Below are 21,313 nucleotides of genomic sequence, written 5' to 3'. Positions count from 1 at the left end.
CTGGTTTTGCCAGCCTTTCCTTATGAATCAGTTTAATCCAATTGTTCCGATAGGTTCAAAGTCCAAGGATATGGAATTCATACAAAATCTTTTATGAGTAGGGGGCGGACCATCGTCAAAGATATGTCCTAAGTGAGAATCGCATCGGCCACACAGTACTTCAATTCTCTGCATACCGTGTGAATTGTCTTTTTTATAAACAACACTGTTTTTCCTGACTGCCTCGAAGAAACTAGGCCATCCGCAGTCACTTTGAAATTTAGCTTCGGAGACAAAAAGCTTGTTGCCACAGACCGCGCAATAATAGGTTCCTTTAGTATCACTGTCCCAATACTGTCCCGTAAAAGCCCTCTCTGTTGCTGCTTCACGGGCGACTGCATACAAAAAGGGAGGAAGTATTTTTTTCCATTCGGTATTGGAAACATTTATATGAGTGGTGTCAGTTCTTGAGTAGTAAGGGTTTTCCACTCCTTCTTTCGTTACCTGCCCCATTCCGCAGCTATAAAGGGCGGTTAGTAAAACACCTAAAATGAACAATCTTTTCATGGTTTTAAAGTTTATTGGGGAAATCGTTTTATTTGCTTTCCTTAAGCTTATCCTTGAATACCTTTTTGAATTTCTCCAGTTTGGGGGTGATCACAAACTGGCAATAGCCTTGTTCCTTGTTGAGGTTATAATAATTTTGGTGATAATCTTCAGCTACATAGAAGACTTTCATTGGCGCTACTTGGGTAACAATTTTTTTGGGATAAATGTTTTCTTCGTTCAGTTTCTTGATATAATATTCTGCTTTTTCTTTTTGAGCAGGAGAATGATAGAAAATAGCACTACGGTATTGTGTGCCAATGTCATTACCTTGTCTGTTTAGTTGGGTAGGGTCGTGTGATACAAAGAAAGCCTCTAATAGTTCATCATAACTGATCACAGAAGGATCATAGATAATGGAAACGGCTTCTGCATGCCCTGTATTGCCAGTGCATACTTGCTTGTAGGTTGGGTTTTTGACTGTACCTCCGGTGTAGCCAGAAACTACCTTAGAGACACCTTCCAGCTGAAGGAATTGGGCTTCTGTACACCAAAAGCATCCTGCAGCAAAAGTTGCGGTATCCATCTTGGCTTGTGGCATATATGATGCTGATTTTGCTAGGAAGCTAGTTCCAAATATCAATAGTGCTGTTAAAATCAGGTTTTTCATAATAAAGTCTTGGGTGATTAATTTCTAAAGATATTTATCGGGATCAATAAAACACTTAATCTATATAACTTAATACGTTATAAGCAGTAAAAATGGTTTGATAAACTCCTCATTAAGAAAAGTAGAGACTTATTTATATCAATATTTAAAAAATGATATCAAGATAAATATCAGAGAAATGATTTTTGAGTCCTGAAATACTTCCCTAAAGCTTTGCAAAGCAAGTGTCAAATGGTTTTCAACGGTTTTTGTGGAAATACTTAATTCATTTGCAATTTCTTTATGACTCAGCCCTTTTAATCTTGACATCTCAAAGACAGTCCTTCGTCGCTCAGGTAACCGCATCAATGTTTTTTCAACCAGTCCCATCAATTCATTGTATGCCAAAGTGTTGTCTGTATTGTTGATGGGGACAATTAGTTGCATCTGATAATCTTTGGTTGCCTTTATTCTGATCTGTTTTTTGAATTCATCAATCATGACGTTTTTAGCGATCGTGTAAAGGTAGGCTTTGATACATTTTTCCGGATTGATGGATTTTCTAGAAATCCAGATTTTCACAAATACCTCTTGGGTGATCTCTTCAGCATCTTCAGTTTTTAAACCATAATGAACGCAGAAGAAGTAGATTTTTTTATGAAAAAGATGGTACAACTGATCAAATGAAGTTTGACAATCATTTTTTATACCGTATGCTATTTCTCGCAAATTCGGATTCATTAGATCAGCTCTTTTAATACGTTTTTCTATTGAATAATAAATTAAATAATATCGTAATATACATAACGAAAGATTAATTTTTTAATAATTACCTCTAAATAATATGAATTTATAGCGAAATATTACTGTTTTAAAAAATTTTAAAATTTTTATGAATTCCGTTAGGGGATACATAAGTATAAGCAGTAATAGATTTAAAGAATGATCAAATGAATGTTGAATTGTTAAATAAATTTTTTCAAGGGGACTGTTCTCCTGAGGAAGTACATACAATTTTGGTCTGGATAAATTCTGATGAAGGAAAGAGGGAGTTGGAGAAGAAGTTAAGAGAATTTCAGCCAGGGCAGGAGAGTGCTGAAGAAATTAACAGTGAGCTCTTGCTTGAAAAGATAAAAACTCGAATTGAGTCTGAAAATTCTAAGACACTGGGGATTGGAGTACCTACAGAACCAATTTTGCAAGAAACAAAAAAAATAAATAAAAAGTGGTACAAAGGACTTTATAGAATTGCAGGTGTACTGAGTGTCCTATTTGCTTTGGCTTTTTTATGGTTTAAGCAAATTAATGATAATGATAATCAGGAGATGGACACAAATAAGAAGGTAGAGATGATTACTAAATCTACCCCACTTGGCCAAAAACTTAAAATAACCCTAGCTGATGGCAGCCATGTTCATTTGAATAGTGGAAGCAAGATTGTCTTTCCAAGACATTTTAAAGGAAATAAGAGAGAAGTTCAACTTGAAGGAGAGGCTTTCTTTGATGTTGCCAGAGATGAAAAGAAGCCATTTTTGGTGCATACTAAGAGTACGACAACCCAAGTGTTGGGGACATCATTTGTAATTCAGGATTTTGAGGAAAGAAAAAGTACAAAAGTTGGGGTCTTAACAGGAAAGGTCAAAGTCACTGGAAAAAGTGCAAGTGGAGATGAAATAGAGGATAAAAGTTATTTCCTTTTGCCGATGGAAGCTGTGAGCTATTATGCAGAGGATGGATCGATGAAAAAGTGTAAGGTATCATATGATGATATGTTTGCTTGGAAAGATAATGTGATCAGTTTTAATTCCTCAAATTTTGAGGAAGTTACCAGTGTGTTGAGAAGATGGTTTGGCGTTCAGTTTGAGTTACGAAAAGGTTTCTCAAGTAGAAAAGATTTCACCGGGAAATTCGATAATCAGTCCTTGGATCAAATATTAGAAGGGTTGAGTGTGACTTTTGGATTTAAATATAAAATCAAAGAAGATATAGTTATTATTTATTAAAGAACAGCCTATGTAATATCACCTTAATCACAAAAAAGATCATCGAACAAAGCTGTATTTGGCGGTGCAGCGATGTCCAATGATCCAATTGTTTAAAGACAATTATTTATCTAAAAACAACTTAAACATGAAAACAAAGTTACTAAAAAAAATTGTAACCGTGGGAAAGTACGCCTTTTTCGGTATGATCATCCAGTGCTTTTTACTAAGTAGTTTGCTGGCCGGCGAAAGCAAGGGACAGACAAGCCTGGAAGAGGTGTATATAACCTTAAGTAAAGAAAAAATATCCATTGAGGATATTTTTGCAGTCATTGAGAGTGAAACTGAATTTCATTTTAGTTATCGGAAAGGGGATGTCAAAAAGAAAAGGCTTCATTCTTCCATCGACCAAAAGCGTGATGTTTCGGTGGGAACGGTACTCAGAAAGATATCTATAGATGCTAATTTGCAATTTAAAAGAATCAACAATGTCATCTATGTAGGTCAAAAAGACGTCAATAGTGTTCCTAGGGTTACAGAAATGATGGTGGCTGATGTAACAATCAAAGGTAATGTGAAAGATGAAAGTGGGATGGCGATTCCAGGGGTCACCGTTACCGTACAAGGTTCTACCAAAGGAACAGTTACAGACATTGATGGTAATTATTCTATAACAGTTCCAGAAGAAGGAGCATTAACATTTTCTTTTATTGGCTATTCTACACAAACCATTGCTTTAGGAGGACAAAGTGTGATTGATGTGGTGATGGTGGAGGATGCCAAAGCCTTGGAAGAGTTTGTGGTAGTGGGATATGGTAAGCAAAAGAAAGTAAATCTGACTGGTGCTATTACAGCAGTAGAAACGGACAACCTTACCCAAATTCCAGCCAACAATTTGTCCAATACGTTGGCAGGAAGGGCCCCAGGGGTCAATGTAACTGGTACCTCTGGGTTGTCAGGAGCTACTTCATCCATTCGGATAAGGGGAAGTTTTGGAGATCCACTCTATGTGATTGATGGCATCGTGAGAGATAAGGAATCATTTGATGCTTTAGAAGCGATGGAAGTGGAGCAAATTAGTTTTTTGAAAGATGCTGCAACAGCTTCTATTTATGGCTCCAGAGCAGGTAATGGAGTTGTTTTGGTCACCACTAAGCAAGGAAGTGTTCAAAAGCCAATGTTTAACTTTCAAACTTCTTATGCCCATTACTCTCCCACCATGGAGTTGCTTTCTGACAAAACCACTGCTACGGATGAACTGATTTATCAAAACAGAGTGGCAGAATTCAATGGTACAACACCTCCAAATGGCGAAGAGGAATTTGCTTATTTCAGCGACAGAAGTTACAATGTGAATGATTTTATATGGCAAAACCCTTGGAGTCAAAACTACTCGTTGAGTGTGACGGGAGGTAATGATAAGCTCACTTATTACTCATTGATGAGTTATAGAGGTGAAGAAGGTTCTTATAAAAGTTTGGAGCATGGTAAGTTTAATTTGCGAACGAATGTTACTGCAAAAATATCCGAACGGATCAAGTTAGGACTAAATTTGGCAGCTACACAACAGAACCATGATCGTTTTTACTGGCCATTTTCTGGGGATGATGATTATGACGTTTCCGATTTATATAGAGTTACCTTTAACTGGCCAAAAGTTTACCCTTTTTATTTAGAAGAGGATGGTACTCCGGCTAATTATGTGACGGACTTTCCTGTACAAACACCGATGGGAAGTTGGCAAGCTTGGAGTGTGATCGATCAAATCGTTGGAGACAGATATATCAAGACAAGAAAGCGTCAGATGAACTCTATCCTCTCTTTAGACATTGATTTGGGGGACCTGATACCTGGATTATCCACAAAAGTCGTGGGGAATTATTTGGCACAGGATTATATGAGGAAAAAGTATTTAACTTTCCAAGAAAACTATGTTTATAACCAAGCAGATCCTGATGGTAATCGGTTTATTCCAGCACCACCTGATCCGAACAATACCAATATTTTTACCTTCAGCCAGAATCAGGAGTTTCTAAGCTATGATATCAATACAGCATGGAGCTATCAATTTGACTGGTTCTTAAACTATAACCAAAATTTTGATCAGCACGGCATCAATGCCATGATGGTTTTTGAACAGGCAGAAAATGGCTTATATGGTTCATTTGTCCGAGCAGAAGATCCTGTAACTAATTACGATCAGGATTTTGTTTACTCTACTGATGCTGAAAGAAGGTATGGTAATGGATATGAAAATATTGGTGCCAGACAGTCGCTCATTGGCCGGGTTAACTATAACTATGCTGAAAAATATATTGCAGAGTTTTCTTTTCGATATGATGGCAATACGTTATTTCCAAAAGAAAGCAGATGGGGTTTTTTCCCTTCTTTTTCAGCAGCTTGGAGGATTGTGGACGAGTCTTTTATGTCCAACGCCAGAAGCTGGTTGGATGATTTTAAAATCAGGGTTTCCTATGGTACAACTGGGAATGATCTGGATGTGAACAATAACAGAATCAGTCCTTTCTCCTATAATTATACTTACAGCAATAGTGGTAGTTATATTTTTGGAGATGACTTATACAGAAGTATTGCTCCTGGAGCCACGCCAAACCCAAATCTGACATGGGCGACCTCAACTACATACAATACAGGTATTGACTTTGAATTAATGGAAACAAGATTGTCGGGTTCCTTGGATGTCTTTTATAAGAAAGAGGAAGATATACTGGGGTCCCGCCTAGTGACATTGCCAGATAATTATGGACAAGATTTAGCTCCTGAAAACTATGCTGAGCGATCTTGGAGAGGAGGAGAACTTTCCTTAATGTGGAGAGATGTGGCAGCCGGAGGAGCCGTCAACTATTCTATATATGGTAACCTTGGATATGCCAAAGACCAATGGGATGTATTGGATCAAGCTCCTATATTTTTGGAGGGAGGTAACCGTGCTTCTGAATCTCAAATTGGCCAAGCCGCCAATAGAATATTTGGACTGAGGGCTTTGGGAATTATCCGGACCCAAGAGCAGTTAGATGAATTACTTGAAGCCGGTTTTACCCAGTATGGACGGGATCCATATTTGGGAGGTTTATATTTTGAAGATATTCGGGGAGACGGATATTCAGAAGGTCCGGATGGAAGAATTGATGGCAATGATTTTCAGTTGCTTTCAAATAATGCATCTCCTAGAATTAATTATGGTTTTGGCTTTAACCTGGATTGGAATAATTTCAGTGTTAATGCCCACTTCCAGGGAGTTGGGATGTATGATCGTATTATCAGCAATCAAGAAGGAGCGGGTATGAGGCAACATGGAGGAGCCATAAGGCCTTATTACCCGTTATGGGCAGATGATGTATGGACCCCAGATAATCCAGATGCTAAATACCCGAGACCCATCGGGAATAATTGGTATGAATCCGGAACAGGGTCTACTTCTTTTTGGATAAGAAATGGGGCTTACCTTAGACTCAAAAACCTAAACCTTGCTTATAATTTGCCTAAAAACTGGCTATCAAGTTTAAATGTAAGCAGTACTCAGGTATTTTTTAATGGAACCAATTTATTTTCCATTTCTGATATGAAAGAGTTTCATGACCCGGAACAAAAGAATTATGATTCTTTTCCTCTCATGAAATCACTTACCGTGGGTCTAAATGTTAAATTTTAATTCAGCAATAAAATGAAAAAGATACTATATACTTTGGCATTATTGGTCTGGATGACAGGCTGCTCGGACATATTAGATATAGAAGATATCAACCATTATAGTCCTGAGGATGTATGGAATGACGAGAATCTGGCAAATGCTTATTTGGCGAATCTTTATAGCATGTTTGGAAACTGGAGTACTGGGGCTGACCGAAATAGTCAACAAATTGCCGGTATCGTTTGGTATGCTGATCAGATAACCATATCCAATGGTAACTATAAGGACTGGAACTATGATCGAATCAGACTGATTAACCAAGCTATTCAGGATGTTCAGATGGGTACTTTACCACAAGAAGTAAAAGATAATATTTTGGGGCAAGCTTTGTTTATGAGGGCATATACTTATTTTAACATGGTGATGTACCATGGCGGAGTGCCTTACATTACTGTTCCTCAAGACCGTTATGAAGACGATCTCAATGTGCCAAGAAACAGCACAGCGGAATGTTTTGATTTTCTAGAAAATGATCTTGATCAGGCGATATCCCTATTGCCTACGCGCATTGAACCCAATTCCGGAGAGTATGGAAAGATTGATGGGAATTTCGCTACCGCTTTCAAGGCAAAAGTGCTTTTGTATAAAGCTTCCCCTCAATTTAACCCTTCAGATCCTTGGGACAATGTCTACTGGCAAGAAGCCTATGATGCCAATAGGTTAGCATACGAGTCTTTGTTGGGGCAAGGCTATGGATTAGTTGAAGATTACTCAAACATCGCTCTAGAGGAACGTAATGAAGAGGTGGTGTTTTCGGTTATCAATAGTTATCCAAATAAAACTGCTGCTTGGGATCATGGTGTAAGGCCTGGTTCAGAAAGTAGAGGGCCTGCTTCAGCATGTCCTACCTGGGAATTTATTCAAGAATTTCCCATGGCTGATGGTAAACTGTATAATGATCCGACAGGAGCTTACTATATGACAGATGAAGCGTTTCTTCAGAATTATTGGCTCAACAGGGATCCTCGTTTTAATAAGTCAATTGTTTGGGCAGGCAAGAGATATGAAGTGTCAGGAAAGGCAGAGAAGCGACAATATACTTCTTTGGGGATTGCCCATGAATTGGATGATTTTGGTATCAATCCAGCTGCTCAGACCAACTCTACCAATTTGGATAGGTATACTGGTTTCTTTATCCTAAAGAACAGCTTATTGAATTTAACACAAGCAGAAGTACAGCAATATGACCTGGATTATGTTTTGATGCGGTTTGCTGAAGTGATGCTCAACTATGCAGAGACGGCCAATGAAGTAGGAGAAATGGATATTGCATTGGACATTTTGAGGCAAATTCGAGAAAGGGCTGGTATAGAAGCAGGAAATGATGGCAATTATGGTATCACTGCTACTAACAGAGAAGAAGTAAGGGAAGCGATTTTGGCGGAGCGTAATATAGAGTTCTGTTTTGAAGGGCACCGTTTTTGGGACTTGAGAAGACTGAGAATGTTGGACAGGTTGGATGGAACTACAAAACATGGAGTAGAATCCATCGCTATTGATGGAGATGGATCTGATATGTTGCTTTCTGAAGCAAGAAGCAAGGCAAGTACCTATGGATTGGTCGAAAGCGATTTTAGGTATACTGTGCTACAGGTTCCTAGGTCGGGCGTGCAGGAAAGCGTACTTCCCGAAAACTATTATTTCTTTCCCATTCAGAATACTGTTCTGGATAGAAACCCTAATTTGGAACAAAATGAGGGGTGGGGTGGTACATTCGACCCCACATTATAACATGGAGAAAATAAGCAGTTGGATGTTTATGAAGGCTTAAATATTACTTTCAGCCTTATTTAAAAGCCCTATTTTTGTAGGGCTTTTTTATCCCAACTAAAATAAGGGTTAATTTGAAAAACTTTAAAATTTAGATAGAACATTTCAATGAAAACACAGCAAAAGACATATCAAAAAAGAATCAGACTGGTGGCCATGGTGACCGGGCTGTTATTAGGCTTTCAGTGGACAATAGTCAATGCGCAATCCGACTCTGAGGGATTTTTAGAATTATTTAATGGTAAAGACCTGAGTGGTTGGGTAGGTAATAAGACGGATTATGTAGTGGAGGATGGTGTATTAGTTATTCGACCGGATCGTGGGGGACAAGGCAATTTATATACTGAAAAAGAATACGGGGACTTTCATTTCAAGTTTGACTTTCAGCTAACTCCAGGAGCAAATAATGGTTTGGGAATCCGGGCTCCATTAAAAGGAGATGCTGCTTATGTAGGGATTGAGTTACAAATATTAGATAATACTGCTGAAAAATACGCGAATCTGCATGAGTACCAATACCATGGCTCTGTCTATGGGGTTATAGCTGCTAAGAGAGGCTTTTTAAAGCCCGTAGGGGAGTGGAACTCCGAGGAGGTCATCGTTAAGGGAAATAAGGTTAAAGTAATCTTAAATGGCCATACCATAGTTAATGGAGACATCAAAAAAGCAAGCAAAAATGGAACAAAGGATGGAAAGGATCACCCTGGGCTATTGAGAGAAAAAGGCCATATTGGTTTTTTGGGGCATGGTTCAGTGGTGAAGTTTAAAAACATTTGGATAAAAGAGTTGTAAGCGCGGCATCAAATACTATTAATAAAATAGCCACTCCCAATATTGGGAGTGGCTATTTTATTTCTTGAAAAGGTGATTTTTTAACCTTTCAGTTGTGTATCAATTCTCTTATTTACTAGAGTTTTTGATCTCAGTGACTTCTTTTCTGATGTCCTGAGCTAGGTTTTTGATTTCCTGCATACCGTTTCTTACACGAGTACCAGCTGCTTTATTCCCCTTTTCGTAGAATTTTTCAAAATCTTCTTCCAAAGAAGCTACCAAATCCTTTACTTCTGTGAATCTGCTCATAGTGTTAAATATTTAAGTTTATGCTATTTAAAAACGTGAATATAGGGAGTTTATTTAGTTTTCAATGGTTTTCCTCTTAAGATTTGTGCCTTCTATTATTTAAATAGGGTTTTTTGGTAAATGCTTAGCGCTGACTGTCTGTGACTTGGATTTAGATTGGAGAGTTGTGGATTGGCAAGATTAAATTGAGAGTTGTGTACCTGCTGAAATAGAAAGATGCAAGTAAGCATTGGGTTGTTTGCTGGTGTGTTTCAAAAAAGACATGATAAAAGTCATATTTTTTTGGATGGATTTAATTGCGAACTTAGTGAAGTTAATCATATTCAACAACATAGGAGTTTTTATTTAAATTGAACCACTTTTAGTTATGTCAAAAATTGCTGTAATGAGCAGTTATAGTCCACTTGCAAACAATGTGGCTGAAATGCTGCGCCTAGGAGGAATGGAGGTTTTTGAGCTCAATCACACCATTCATAATAATGAGGCCTTCGAAATGGATTTAATAATATCTGAAGGCGATGTTTCAGATGATTTAGCTTGTTTGAAAAAATTTCAGGAAATAGAAGAAAAATACAGCGTGAAGGTATTGTTCCTTTATGGGAGTAATACGAATAACGTTATTTCAACCATTATCTGTCCTAGATTTTCTGAAAGTGTAATAGGGATACCTTTTACTTATAAAGGGTTAATGGCAAAAGTAAAGCAAGTCCTAAGTGAGAAAGGGATTTCATAGAACGGATGTTCAAGAAAAAAGCATGGTCAGACCTCCAACCATGCTTTTAGTAATCTATCACCTAACATTAAATCTTAATATCTTTTCATTAGTTGTTTCCTCTGGATCTGCTGTTTGAACTCCTTGAGGAAGCACTGTTTGATGAGCTTCTACTTTTATTGGCAGAATTACTACTTCTTTTAACTGTCGATGTACTTCTGTTGTTTGAACTATTGCTTGGTCGGCTAACTTGTCTGTTAGCAGGTTGACTAGGTTTGCTTACTCTGCTTTGCTTCACCTCCTTTGAAGACCTTACATGTACATCAGTTGGTTTTGACCTGTTCTCCACAGGACGGCTTTGTCTTTTTACTTCAGCATTCTTAGAATATGAGCCGCTATTGTTTCTGTTTCCATAAGGTTGGGCTTTTGTTGCCTCTTGTCCTCGGGAACTGTTGCTGCTTCTTTGGCTGCTATTGTAAGTTCCTGTTGGACGTGTGCTTCTAGAAGGTTGATTGACGTTAGTCTGTCTTCCTGAAGTTGTTGCAGAAGACCTGTTGTTACTTCTTGGAGCAGTGACGTTTCCTCTTGAGTTAGAATTGTTATTCGTATTGGCTATAGCAGCTCTATTTGATCTTGCCTTTTCTAGAGAAGTTATTGTTCTAGGTTTGGCATTTTGACTTCTATTATCATTTCTTGCCATTCTTACATCTGGTCGATAGATATTCAGAGTATTTCTAGATACATTGGCTTTGCCAGCTCTTTGACTACTGTTGACTTTATAAACGGTTACATTGCCTCTGCTATATCTCTCTATATCTCTTCGGCTAGGACCTGAAATATATCTATTCCTATTGTAGACCACCGTATTGTTGATGACGGTAGTTCTGTTGTAGATGTTTACAATGTTTCTTCTAGGAGCGCAATACCTGTAAACATGTCTTTGAGTAAATCGTCTTTGAGGTACAAATACCCAGTGGAAACTTGGGATTCCGATATTTACACTTACCGAAAAGCCTGGTGTCATTGGTGCCCAGCCGTAGTAGCCTCCTCCTGTTCTCCAGTTTACCCAAGCAGGTCCCCATTCGTATCCTGGAACCCAGGCCCAACCATAGTATTCATCGTAAAACCATCTTCCGTAGTGAAAAGGAGCCCATCCCCAATTGTAATAAGAAACCCAGGTATTGCCATATTCTGTCATTACCCAGTGTCCATTGGAGTTATATGGGTGGAAATTTCTATCGGCATAGGGGAGCCAGATATAACCATATCTTGCATCTTCTACCCAGTCTCCATAAGGAGCCAATTCATCATAGAATATTTGAAATGATACACCAAGTGGGGATTCGGCATTGGCATTTTTAGGGTTTACTATTGTAAATGCCAACCACATAATCAGGGTGACTCCCAACCATTTTGTTAATTTTTCCTTTTTCATCTTCAGTGTGGTTTAGTTTTGAATTTTACAACGAGATATTTATCGGTTGGTTCACTTTATCTTTCTGTTGACTCAATTACTTAGTCAACTTTATTTGTGTAATTTGATATATTAGTTGATTTAGCGAAAACCGTTCCAAATTTGAATTAAAATGAAGGTTGCTTGTAAGTGTAAAATGACTAAATTGTTTTAACACTAAGAATTGAGATGTTTTTTTCTGGAGAAATATTTTTATTGATTCCTGAAAAAGTAAGGGAAATAGAGATTTCGAATCTTTGGAATTATTTGAAAGCTAATTTTGATCAGGTAGAATTAAAAACGGAACATGACTTCTTACATTCCTATGTGTTTAAAGGAATAGGCTCATCTCTGTCTTTAAATTTTAAGAAAATAGATTATATTTGGTATTTAGCGAAAAATGCAGGCAATAATCCAAAGCCGATTCTTAAGCTTAATCTCACATAATGCAAAGAAAAAAACATTCAATAAAAGCCATAGCCAAAGAGCTTAATATTTCTGTAACCACTGTTTCATTTGTGCTTAACGGAAAGGCAGAAGAAAATAGGATAAGTCAGAAACTCATCGATAAAGTGCAGGCTTATGTCAAAAAGATAGGCTATCGGCCCAGTCAGTTGGCAAAGAGTCTTCGTACGGGAAAATCAAATATCATTGTTTTCATGGTGGAGGATATTTCCAATCCTTTCTTTGCCACCATTGCTAAGATGATTGAGGACAGGGCTTTTTTGGATGGTTACAAAATAATTTATACCAGCACCAACAATGATCCTGAAAAAACAATGGGCTTGCTGAGCATGTTTAGGGATCTTCAGGTGGATGGGTATATTCTTACCCCTCCTGTTGGAATGGATGCAAATCTCATAGAGGAATTGTCTAAGGATAAAAACCCTTTGATTTTATTCGATAGGTATATTCCCGAGGTGGACTGCAGTTATGTAGTCATTGATAATTACCAAGGAGCCAAGCAAGGACTGGATCTCTTTTTGAAAAATGGTTTGAAGGAAATCGGTTTTGTTACTATTGATTCAGATCAATCTCAGATGCACGATCGTCGTGAAGCTTATGAAGAGATGTGTAAGGCTGAAAACCAAAAAGAAAGGATTCTAAAAATTCCATTTGATACTTATTCATCCCAGCAAACCGAGGAAGTGATGGAAGACTATTTTAAGAGTAATCGCGATTTGGAGGCTGTGTTTTTTGCAACTAACTATTTAGCCATGAAGGGAATGCAGGTGTTGAAGCAGTTGAAAATCAAAATTCCAGATGATTTGTCGGTGATAGCCTTTGATGATAATGAATTTTTTAAATTCAATACACCATCAGTTACCAGTATTGTTCAACCAAAGGATGAAATTGCTCAGGGGTTGATTCAGTCCATGTTTAAACTTATCAATACGGAACAAGAAGAAAGATCAGCCACAAAAATAGTTCTTCAGGCCTCATTAAAGGAAAGAGAGTCCTCCAAAAAGGAAAGAGAGTCCTCCAACAAAAACCGAAGTGCTGGTTAAGAGTATAATTGTTTAAAGATTCTTTTACTCAGAAATAAGCATAGGCTTTGAAAAATCCCGGAACCATTATAATGGTTCCGGGATTTTTGTTTTTAAGAGATAGCGGAGTATATAAAGGCAGGATGTGAACAAAAATGTTAGCATACAATACAGGTAAAGAAAAAAATAATGATGTTTTTTTGAGAAAAAATCGGGTTTTTCATGGTGTGATTTTATTTTTTTTAATAAAACAAGAATAAGTTTAACGTTTGTTTAATTAATGTTTGTTGAGATGTGGTAATTTTCATTGTTAGGTGGGATAAAAAATAATATTTAAAATTTCGGAATTAGAGGCGCCTGTGGTGACCTGATATATTAGAGGGATCAAGTACGTTTTTGAATATATATTTGTATAACCTAATACTTTTTTTGCAATGCTTAAATTGAGGTAAATTCCTAAATCGGTTTTGCATTTTTACTAAAAGGGTTTAGCTTTATCGCGCTGATTTAATTGTATCGTTTTAGTACAATTGTACAAAATGTATTCTTTTGATACACTTTTTATTGGCGTTTATTAATTATTAACCCAAACCCAAGATTTAATGAACGAAAAGTTACCAGTTGCCACCGTGCCTGGTGGTAGCATCACTTCAAACTTTCGGGGACTAAGAGGAGGCTTTTTATTAATGCTTCTCTCAGGCGTAGTCGGTTCTTTCTCTTCTGCAGAAGGAAAGACATTTATCGGAAAAGAAATTTCCGATTCTAATTCTCCAACATCTTTTCATATCGCAGCAAAAGAGGTTACCGGGGTCGTAACAGACGAATCTGGAGAGCCATTACCAGGAGTGTCGATTTTAGAGAAAGGAACAACCAACGGTACAGTGACAGATCTCGATGGTAAATTTTCTATCAATGTGGCATCGAATGAGTCGATTTTGGTTTTTAGCTTCATAGGTATGGCCAGCCAAGATGTCCCAGTAGGGAGCCAATCGACTTTGAAAATAGAAATGGCATCGGATACTGAGTCATTAGAAGAATTTGTCGTGATTGGTTATGGTTCTCAGAAAAAGCGTGAGATTACTTCTTCTGTGGCCAATGTGGGAGAGGAAGACTTTGTCCAAGGCGGAATGAGGTCACCAATGGAATTGATCCAGGGTAAAGTGGCTGGATTGAATATCAACAGAACCCAAGGAAGCAACCCGAATGGGTCTACAGATATTCAACTGAGAGGGTTGACCTCAATTGTAGGAACAACAAGCCCCCTAATTGTAATTGACGGTATTCCTGGAGGTAGTTTGGATTTGCTCCAGCAGGACGATATTGAGTCGTTTGACGTATTGAAAGATGGTTCTGCGGCGGCCATTTATGGTACCAGAGGTAATGCAGGGGTGATTTTGATTACAACCAAAAAAGGGAAATCATGACGTTCTCAATTTGATTATTCTACCTATTTCCAGAGGGAGTATGTGGACAAGAAACCTGATTTTCTTACCGCGGATGAATACAGGGATTTGATCGATCAAGGGTTGATCGATGAGGTCAATGACCTAGGTCATTCAACGGACTTGTATGATATGCTGTTAAATAAGCAGAATCTAAGTCAATACCATAATTTTGCTGCCTCAGGTGGAGGAGAAAATTCTAGTTATAGAGCTTCATTCTATTTTAATGACGCAGAAGGCATTGCCAAGGAAAACAGTAGAAGGCAATTTGGAGGCCGGATCAACTTCAACCAGACTGGCCTAAATGACCGATTGACTTTGGCTGCTAACATGGCTACCAACTTCAATAAAGCCAATTTACTTGGTGGGGGTACAGGAGATTTTGAACAAGCTATTCAGAGGAATCCAACTGCACCTATTTTTAATGAAGATGGATCGTTTGTGGAAACCCAAGCTTATAACAATTACAATCCACTTTCTAGGTATGCCAATAGAATCAGCGAAAGAAACCAACAAACATTCTCAGGAGATGCGCGCCTTTCCCTGAAAATCATTGATGGTTTGACCGCTTCCGCTTTTGGTGCCCATGTAAGGGATACTTACAATGACAGGTATTACCAATCGATGAATGACTTCGCAAACCGTCCCACTTCTGATTATCAAGGAATGGGTTATGCATCCAAGTATAATTATTTAAGATGGACAAATACTTTTGAGTCTACCTTAAATTATAAGAGAATGTTTGGAACTGATCATTCATTGGATGTAATAGGTGGTTATAGTTATCAGTATTTCACCACAGAAACTTTCAATGTTAATAACAATGGTTTTACAACTGACGGATTTTTAGATTGGAACCTCAGTGCGGGTAGTGCGATCAATAATACCCAGTTGCCTAGGCCTGGAATGGACAGTTTCAAAGAAGATAATACATTGATCGCTCTTTTTGCACGGGCTAGTTATTCCTTTCAAGAGAAGTATTTTGCCCAAGCAACCATTAGAAGAGAAGGTTCATCAAGGTTTGGTGCCAATCACAAGTGGGGTAACTTTCCAGCGGTTTCAGTAGGTTGGGAATTGACCAAAGAGGAGTTTTTAGCCAATAGTGCTGCCGTGAATAATCTTAAAGTTCGTTTGGGATATGGCGTAACAGGTAACCAGGGAATTGGAAACTACAACTCTTTAGTGACACTTTCTACTGGAGGTGTTTACCCGCAAGAAGGGATATTTTATCAAACATATGGAGCTGCAAGAAATCCAAATCCAGATTTAAGGTGGGAAAAGAAAAGGGAGTGGAACTTAGGTTTTGACTTCTTGCTTTTCAATAACAAGCTAGGGGGCTCTTTGGATCTTTATAATAGAGAGACAGTTGACTTGCTTTACAATTACACGGCTCAGCAACCTGCTTTCGTGAGAAGTACGTTATTGACCAATGTAGGTAGTATCAACAATAAAGGGGTAGAATTATACTTGACCTCTACTATCATCCAAAACAGTGATTTCAGTTGGAGAGCAGATTTAACTGCCAATACTCAAAGAAATAAGGTTACCTCACTTTCTAATGATGTATTTACCATTTCGTGGATTGAAGATGGTGGACTCCCTAGTCCTGGGAACTTGGGTAATGCCATCAGAGTAGAAGAAGGTGGTGTAGTTGGTAATTTCTATGGAAAACGCTTTGCTGGTTTTACTGAAGATGGAAAATGGCAATTTTATAAGGCTGATGGCTCTATCGGTGGGGCAGGAGATATGGCCCAAGAAGATTTGACGATAATCGGAAATGGGGTGCCTAAGTATATGGCGTCATTGAACAATACCTTTACCTACAAGAATTTTGACTTGACACTTTTCTTTAGAGGTAAATTTGGTTTTGATATTTTAAATACCAAGGATCTTTATTTTGGAAATAAAAGATGGTTGCCCAACAACCTGCTAGAAAGTGCGGTTACGACCCATGCTGAATTGGATGATGACCCACAATATTCAGACTACTATTTGGAAAAGGGAGACTTTGTGAAGTTGGATAACCTGACTTTAGGCTACAATTTCAAACTGCGAAGCGAATACGTGAGAAACCTAAGAGTATACGCAACTGGAAGAAACCTACTGACGATTACAGGATATTCAGGTATTGATCCTGAGTTGCAGGATGTAGGTTTCAATACAGGTATAGATGGTAGAGGTTTTTACCCAAGAACCAAGTCATTTTCACTAGGGGTTAAAGTTGGATTTTAAAGCGCGGTAATCATGAAAAAATATATCAATAAAATTGCAGCAATCCTTACACCGGCAGCTTTACTGGGTACTGTAGCGTGTATGGATTTAGATGAAACTATATACAGTGAACTTTCAAAGGATAATTTCTACAACAATAAAGTGGAAATTATGCAAGGCGTGTTGAGACCATTTACTCATATGCAGGCATGGTTAGCACCTACTGGCCAAAGTGGTTATTATTATCATGGAGAAATGGCTGCAGACCAAGTGGCTTGGCCACAAAAAGGAAGGCACGGCTATGATGGAGGTGATCACATCCGTTTACATTATCACGAGTGGACTGCTCAGGAAAATAGGCTTAGAAGTGCTTGGTCTTTGATGTGGGCAGGCCTTGGGTATGTCAATTCTGCTTTACAAGATCTTCAGGATGTTGATTTTGTTGAGGCTGGCTTGACAGAAGAGGACAAGCAATCGATCCTTGCGGAAGTAAAAGTGATGAGAGCTTATCACTACATGCGCATCATGGATATGTGGGGAAATGTGCTTATTGTGACTACTGTAGGGGAGCCGACAAACCCGCCAACAGCAAGCAGGGAGGAAGTTTTTGCCTTTGTAGAGCAGGAACTTTTAGACAATGTTGAGTTGCTACAACCACTTTCCCAAGAGATGGTGGGGCGGGTTTCAAAAGCCGCAGGATACGCTATGCTTTCTGAATTGTACCTGAATGCGGAGAAATGGGCCGGAACAGCCATGTGGGATAAATGTATCGGGTACAGTGATAAAGTAATTGATGGTGAAGGAGGAAGTCTTAATGGAAGTATGGAATTGGACCCAGATATTTTAGGGCCTTTTAATAATACAAATCACCTTTCTTCAGAAAACATTTTCCAATTTGCCTTTAGCCGCCAAGGTGGATTTACATTCAGTTGGGGTGGGTTCTATTTTGGTTATAGTAATATGTCGGAAGCTTTGGATGTGACTTTCAGTGGATGGAATGCTTTTGTGGTCATTCCTAGTGCTTTTGATGCTTATGATGAAAATGATCTTCGCAAAGAAGAGTGGTTCCTATTTGGCCCGCAATATAAATATGGGACTACGGATCCAATTATTGCTACCGAGGAATATGATGGACAGCCTATGGTTTATGTCAATTCAATCAGAAGAAACAGTGAAGGTGCTACTGGTGAAGGAAGTATGACCGAGGGAGAAGAAAACAGTGGGGCAAGGTTCAATAAATATCGTTCCGGGACAAAAGAAGACGAAAACTATCAGGAGAATGATTATATCATTTATCGCTTGACAGAGATTTACTTTAATAAAGCCGAAGCTTTGATGCGTCAAAATGGTGGAGCTGCTCCTCAAGAAGCGGTTGACTTGATCAACGCAAGTAGATCACGTGCTTTTACCGCTGCTGATTGGGCAACAGAAATGTACACCACTTCATCCTTGACTTTGGACGAGCTGTTGGCAGAAAGAGGTAGGGAGTTTATTTTCGAAGGGAAGAGAAGGACTGACCTGATCAGGTTTAGTAAATTCACCACTGCTAGTTGGTGGGATCATGAACCTAGCAATGATGCGAATATGGAACTTTTTCCTATTCCGCATGTCCAAACTGCTTTAAATCCGAATTTAGTCCAGAACCCTGGCTACGCAGAATAAACAATTTCACTTTTAGGGAAATCCCATCCGATTCTTCGGATGGGATTTTTTTATGTTTTTAAAAGTAGTAAATCAATCTCCAAATCTTATTTTAGTTTGAAGAGATTGGCTTTCAAATTTTATTTATAAATAAAACTAAAAGGTTTTAGCTTTTTAATGTTAAGATAATATATTTGTAATTATGAACATTTTAATATGGTAGAAAATGTTCGTGAAAGAATTTATAAAAAGGAGTAAAGGTTTGATGACCTTATAAAACCCCAAATAACAATAATCATTATGAAAAAAATATGGACGAACGTCATCGCCCTGATGGCTTTAGCCCTTACTGCAAATGGCCAAACCCAACTGATCCAACAGGTAGATAACCCGGTAGACTATGTCAAACCGCTTATGGGAACTGATTCTAAGCCTAGCATGTCCAACGGTAATGTTTACCCTGCCATTGCCTTGCCATGGGGAATGAACTTCTGGACCCCCCAGACTGGTACAATGGGGCATGGATGGGCTTATACTTATAATGCGGACAAAATCAGAGGATTTAAGCAAACCCATCAACCTTCACCCTGGATGAATGACTATGGTCAATTTGCGATCATGCCCATCACTGGTGAACTTAGGTTCAATGAGGATGACAGGGCAAGTTGGTATTCCCATAAGTCCGAAACAGTAAACCCATATTACTATAGTGTTTACTTGGCTGATCATGATATCACTACTGAGATTGCACCTACAGAGAGAGCGGCAAGGTTTAGGTTTACCTTTCCCGAGACAGAGAATGCATACGTAATTTTGGATGCATTGGATAAAGGATCTTCTGTTCAAGTGATTCCAGGTGAAAATAAAATCATTGGATATACTACAAAAAATAGTGGAGGGGTACCTGATAATTTCAAAAATTATTTTGTGATTGAGTTTGATAAAGCTTTCACTTTTCAGCAGACCTTCAAAGATGGCGAACTACAGGATGCTTTAAAATCCGAAGCCGACCATACTGGAGCTGTTATTGGATTTAAAACGAAAAGAGGTGAGGTCGTAAATGCTAAAGTGGCATCATCATTTATCAGTTATGAACAAGCAGAGCTGAATTTGAAAGAGATTGGAAGTGATGATTTTGATACTGTAAAGGAGAAGGGCAGAGCGATTTGGAATGAAGAGTTGGGAAGAATCAAAGCTGAAGGAGGTACTGAAGATCAAATGGAGACTTTTTACTCCTGCCTTTACAGGTCTCTGCTGTTCCCGAGAAAATTCTTTGAATATGATGCCAGTGGTAATGTAGTTCATTACAGCCCGTATAATGGTGAAGTTCTACCAGGATACATGTTTACCGATACTGGATTTTGGGATACATTTAGGTCTCTCTTTCCTTTTCTTAATTTGATGTACCCTGAGCTGAATGCTCAGATGCAGGAAGGATTGGCAAATGCTTACAGGGAAAGTGGATGGTTGCCGGAGTGGGCTAGCCCAGGCCTGAGAAGCGTAATGGTAGGAAATAATTCAGCTTCAGTTGTGGCAGATGCTTATTTGAAATACCAGGGAGATTACGACTATGACATCGAAACACTCTATGAAGCAGTAATCCATGGAGCCAATAATGCCGGGCCACTGACTGCTGTTGGTAGGGCTGGTGCAGAATATTATAAGGAATTGGGTTATGTGCCTTATGATGTTGGGATCAATGAAAATGCAGCCAGAACCTTGGAGTATGCCTATGATGATTTTACCATTTATCAATTGGCAAAGGCCCTTGATAAGCCTAAAGAAGAAGTGGAGCTTTATAAGTCTCGCAGCTTAAATTATAAAAAGCTCTTTGATCCAGAAACCAAATTGATGAGGGGCAAAAATAAGAATGGTGAGTTTATGGCTCCGTTTAATCCTTTCAAATGGGGAGATGCTTTCACTGAAGGAAACAGTTGGCATTATACCTGGTCAGTTTTTCATGATATTCAGGGGTTGATGGAATTGATGGGAGGAAAAGAAGCTTTTGTCAATCAATTGGATCAGGTGTTTTCTTTGCCTCCTGTTTTTGATGAAAGCTATTATGGTGGTGTTATCCATGAGATCAGAGAAATGCAGATTGCCAATATGGGACAATATGCACATGGAAACCAACCTATCCAGCACATGATTTATCTGTACAATTACGCAGGTAAGCCTTGGAAAGCCCAACACTGGGTAAGGGAGACCATGAACCGTATGTATCGCCCAACTCCTGATGGATACTGTGGAGATGAAGATAATGGCCAGACTTCAGCTTGGTATGTGTTCTCTGCGATGGGCTTTTATCCAGTTTGCCCTGGTACAGACCAGTATGTTATCGGAGCACCATTGTTCAAGAAGATTACTGTGATATTGGAAAATGGTAATGAGTTGGTGATCAATGCACCTGAGAACAGCTTGGAAAACAAATACATAGAAGGCTTGAAAGTAAATGGAAAAGATTATTCCAAAAACTGGCTAAGTCATAAAGAACTGATGGAAGGAGCAGAGCTGAATTTCGAAATGTCCGCTTCACCAAACAAAAAGCGAGGAACGAAGAAGGGAGATTTCCCTTACTCTCTTTCAAACGAATAATAAAATAAAAATGGTACAAAGGAGGGCAGCTTTATGCTGCCCGAAGCTTTGCTT

The 21,313-nt window shown here is 38.5% G+C and carries 16 protein-coding genes; 11 read left to right on the top strand and 5 right to left on the bottom strand.

Annotated elements, in window-relative coordinates:
- Positions 1–27: 27 nt before the first annotated feature.
- The 3 genes from msrB to JL001_RS20505 all read right to left on the bottom strand — a co-directional run bounded on the left by msrB (position 28) and on the right by JL001_RS20505 (position 1,915).
- Complete coding sequence (gene msrB / locus JL001_RS20515; protein ID WP_200979504.1) at positions 28–546, bottom strand: peptide-methionine (R)-S-oxide reductase MsrB; 519 nt, start codon at positions 544–546, stop codon at positions 28–30.
- A gap of 28 nt (positions 547–574) precedes the next feature.
- The gene (msrA, locus tag JL001_RS20510; RefSeq protein WP_200979502.1) at positions 575–1,195 is read right to left on the bottom strand and encodes a peptide-methionine (S)-S-oxide reductase MsrA; all 621 of its coding nucleotides are present in this window, start codon (positions 1,193–1,195) and stop codon (positions 575–577) included.
- Positions 1,196–1,333: 138 nt separating this feature from the next.
- Positions 1,334–1,915 carry an RNA polymerase sigma-70 factor gene (locus JL001_RS20505; protein WP_200979500.1) on the bottom strand — a complete coding sequence of 194 codons (582 nt, stop codon included), beginning with the start codon at positions 1,913–1,915 and terminating at the stop codon, positions 1,334–1,336.
- 209 nt (positions 1,916–2,124) lie between these two features.
- Between JL001_RS20505 and JL001_RS20500 the strand changes: the two genes are divergently transcribed.
- The 4 genes from JL001_RS20500 (at position 2,125) to JL001_RS20485 (ending at position 9,430) form a co-directional block, all read left to right on the top strand.
- Positions 2,125–3,177 carry a FecR family protein gene (locus JL001_RS20500; protein ID WP_200979498.1) on the top strand — a complete coding sequence of 351 codons (1,053 nt, stop codon included), beginning with the start codon at positions 2,125–2,127 and terminating at the stop codon, positions 3,175–3,177.
- A gap of 127 nt (positions 3,178–3,304) precedes the next feature.
- Complete coding sequence (locus tag JL001_RS20495) at positions 3,305–6,829, top strand: SusC/RagA family TonB-linked outer membrane protein (RefSeq protein WP_200979496.1); 3,525 nt, start codon at positions 3,305–3,307, stop codon at positions 6,827–6,829.
- A gap of 12 nt (positions 6,830–6,841) precedes the next feature.
- The gene (locus JL001_RS20490; RefSeq protein ID WP_200979494.1) at positions 6,842–8,599 is read left to right on the top strand and encodes a RagB/SusD family nutrient uptake outer membrane protein; all 1,758 of its coding nucleotides are present in this window, start codon (positions 6,842–6,844) and stop codon (positions 8,597–8,599) included.
- Positions 8,600–8,746: 147 nt separating this feature from the next.
- A complete protein-coding gene (locus tag JL001_RS20485; RefSeq protein ID WP_200979492.1) occupies positions 8,747–9,430 on the top strand; it encodes a DUF1080 domain-containing protein in 684 nt (227 codons plus the stop codon).
- A gap of 108 nt (positions 9,431–9,538) precedes the next feature.
- Here JL001_RS20485 and JL001_RS20480 read toward each other — a convergent pair whose 3' ends face one another.
- Positions 9,539–9,718 carry a histone H1 gene (locus JL001_RS20480; RefSeq protein WP_200979490.1) on the bottom strand — a complete coding sequence of 60 codons (180 nt, stop codon included), beginning with the start codon at positions 9,716–9,718 and terminating at the stop codon, positions 9,539–9,541.
- Between the two features lie 367 nt (positions 9,719–10,085).
- Here JL001_RS20480 and JL001_RS20475 point away from each other — a divergent pair, with 367 nt between their 5' ends.
- Positions 10,086–10,451 carry a hypothetical protein gene (locus JL001_RS20475; RefSeq protein ID WP_200979488.1) on the top strand — a complete coding sequence of 122 codons (366 nt, stop codon included), beginning with the start codon at positions 10,086–10,088 and terminating at the stop codon, positions 10,449–10,451.
- 88 nt (positions 10,452–10,539) lie between these two features.
- On the opposite strand, the gene JL001_RS20470 is transcribed toward JL001_RS20475, so the two are convergent.
- Positions 10,540–11,865 carry a DUF6600 domain-containing protein gene (locus JL001_RS20470; RefSeq protein ID WP_200979486.1) on the bottom strand — a complete coding sequence of 442 codons (1,326 nt, stop codon included), beginning with the start codon at positions 11,863–11,865 and terminating at the stop codon, positions 10,540–10,542.
- Between the two features lie 207 nt (positions 11,866–12,072).
- On the opposite strand from JL001_RS20470, the gene JL001_RS20465 reads away from it, so the two are divergent.
- The 6 genes from JL001_RS20465 to JL001_RS20445 all read left to right on the top strand — a co-directional run bounded on the left by JL001_RS20465 (position 12,073) and on the right by JL001_RS20445 (position 21,259).
- Positions 12,073–12,330, top strand: coding sequence for a hypothetical protein (locus tag JL001_RS20465; protein WP_200979484.1), 258 nt, complete (start codon positions 12,073–12,075; stop codon positions 12,328–12,330).
- A complete protein-coding gene (locus JL001_RS20460; protein WP_200979482.1) occupies positions 12,330–13,391 on the top strand; it encodes a LacI family DNA-binding transcriptional regulator in 1,062 nt (353 codons plus the stop codon). The genes JL001_RS20465 and JL001_RS20460 overlap by 1 nt, the downstream gene beginning before the upstream one ends.
- Positions 13,392–13,972: 581 nt before the next feature.
- On the top strand, positions 13,973–14,794 hold the full coding sequence (locus JL001_RS23200; protein ID WP_236252917.1) for a carboxypeptidase-like regulatory domain-containing protein: 822 nt from the start codon (positions 13,973–13,975) through the stop codon (positions 14,792–14,794).
- A 42-nt stretch (positions 14,795–14,836) separates the two neighbouring features.
- The gene (locus JL001_RS20455) at positions 14,837–17,044 is read left to right on the top strand and encodes a SusC/RagA family TonB-linked outer membrane protein (protein ID WP_236252916.1); all 2,208 of its coding nucleotides are present in this window, start codon (positions 14,837–14,839) and stop codon (positions 17,042–17,044) included.
- A 12-nt stretch (positions 17,045–17,056) separates the two neighbouring features.
- Complete coding sequence (locus JL001_RS20450; RefSeq protein ID WP_200979480.1) at positions 17,057–18,685, top strand: RagB/SusD family nutrient uptake outer membrane protein; 1,629 nt, start codon at positions 17,057–17,059, stop codon at positions 18,683–18,685.
- A gap of 279 nt (positions 18,686–18,964) precedes the next feature.
- Positions 18,965–21,259, top strand: a complete 2,295-nt coding sequence (locus JL001_RS20445) for a GH92 family glycosyl hydrolase (RefSeq protein ID WP_200979478.1) — start codon at positions 18,965–18,967, stop codon at positions 21,257–21,259.
- Positions 21,260–21,313 lie beyond the last annotated feature (54 nt).

This window comes from Echinicola sp. 20G (assembly GCF_015533855.1).
Lineage (GTDB): Bacteria > Bacteroidota > Bacteroidia > Cytophagales > Cyclobacteriaceae > Echinicola.
This window is presented reverse-complemented; position numbering and strand designations above follow the sequence as displayed.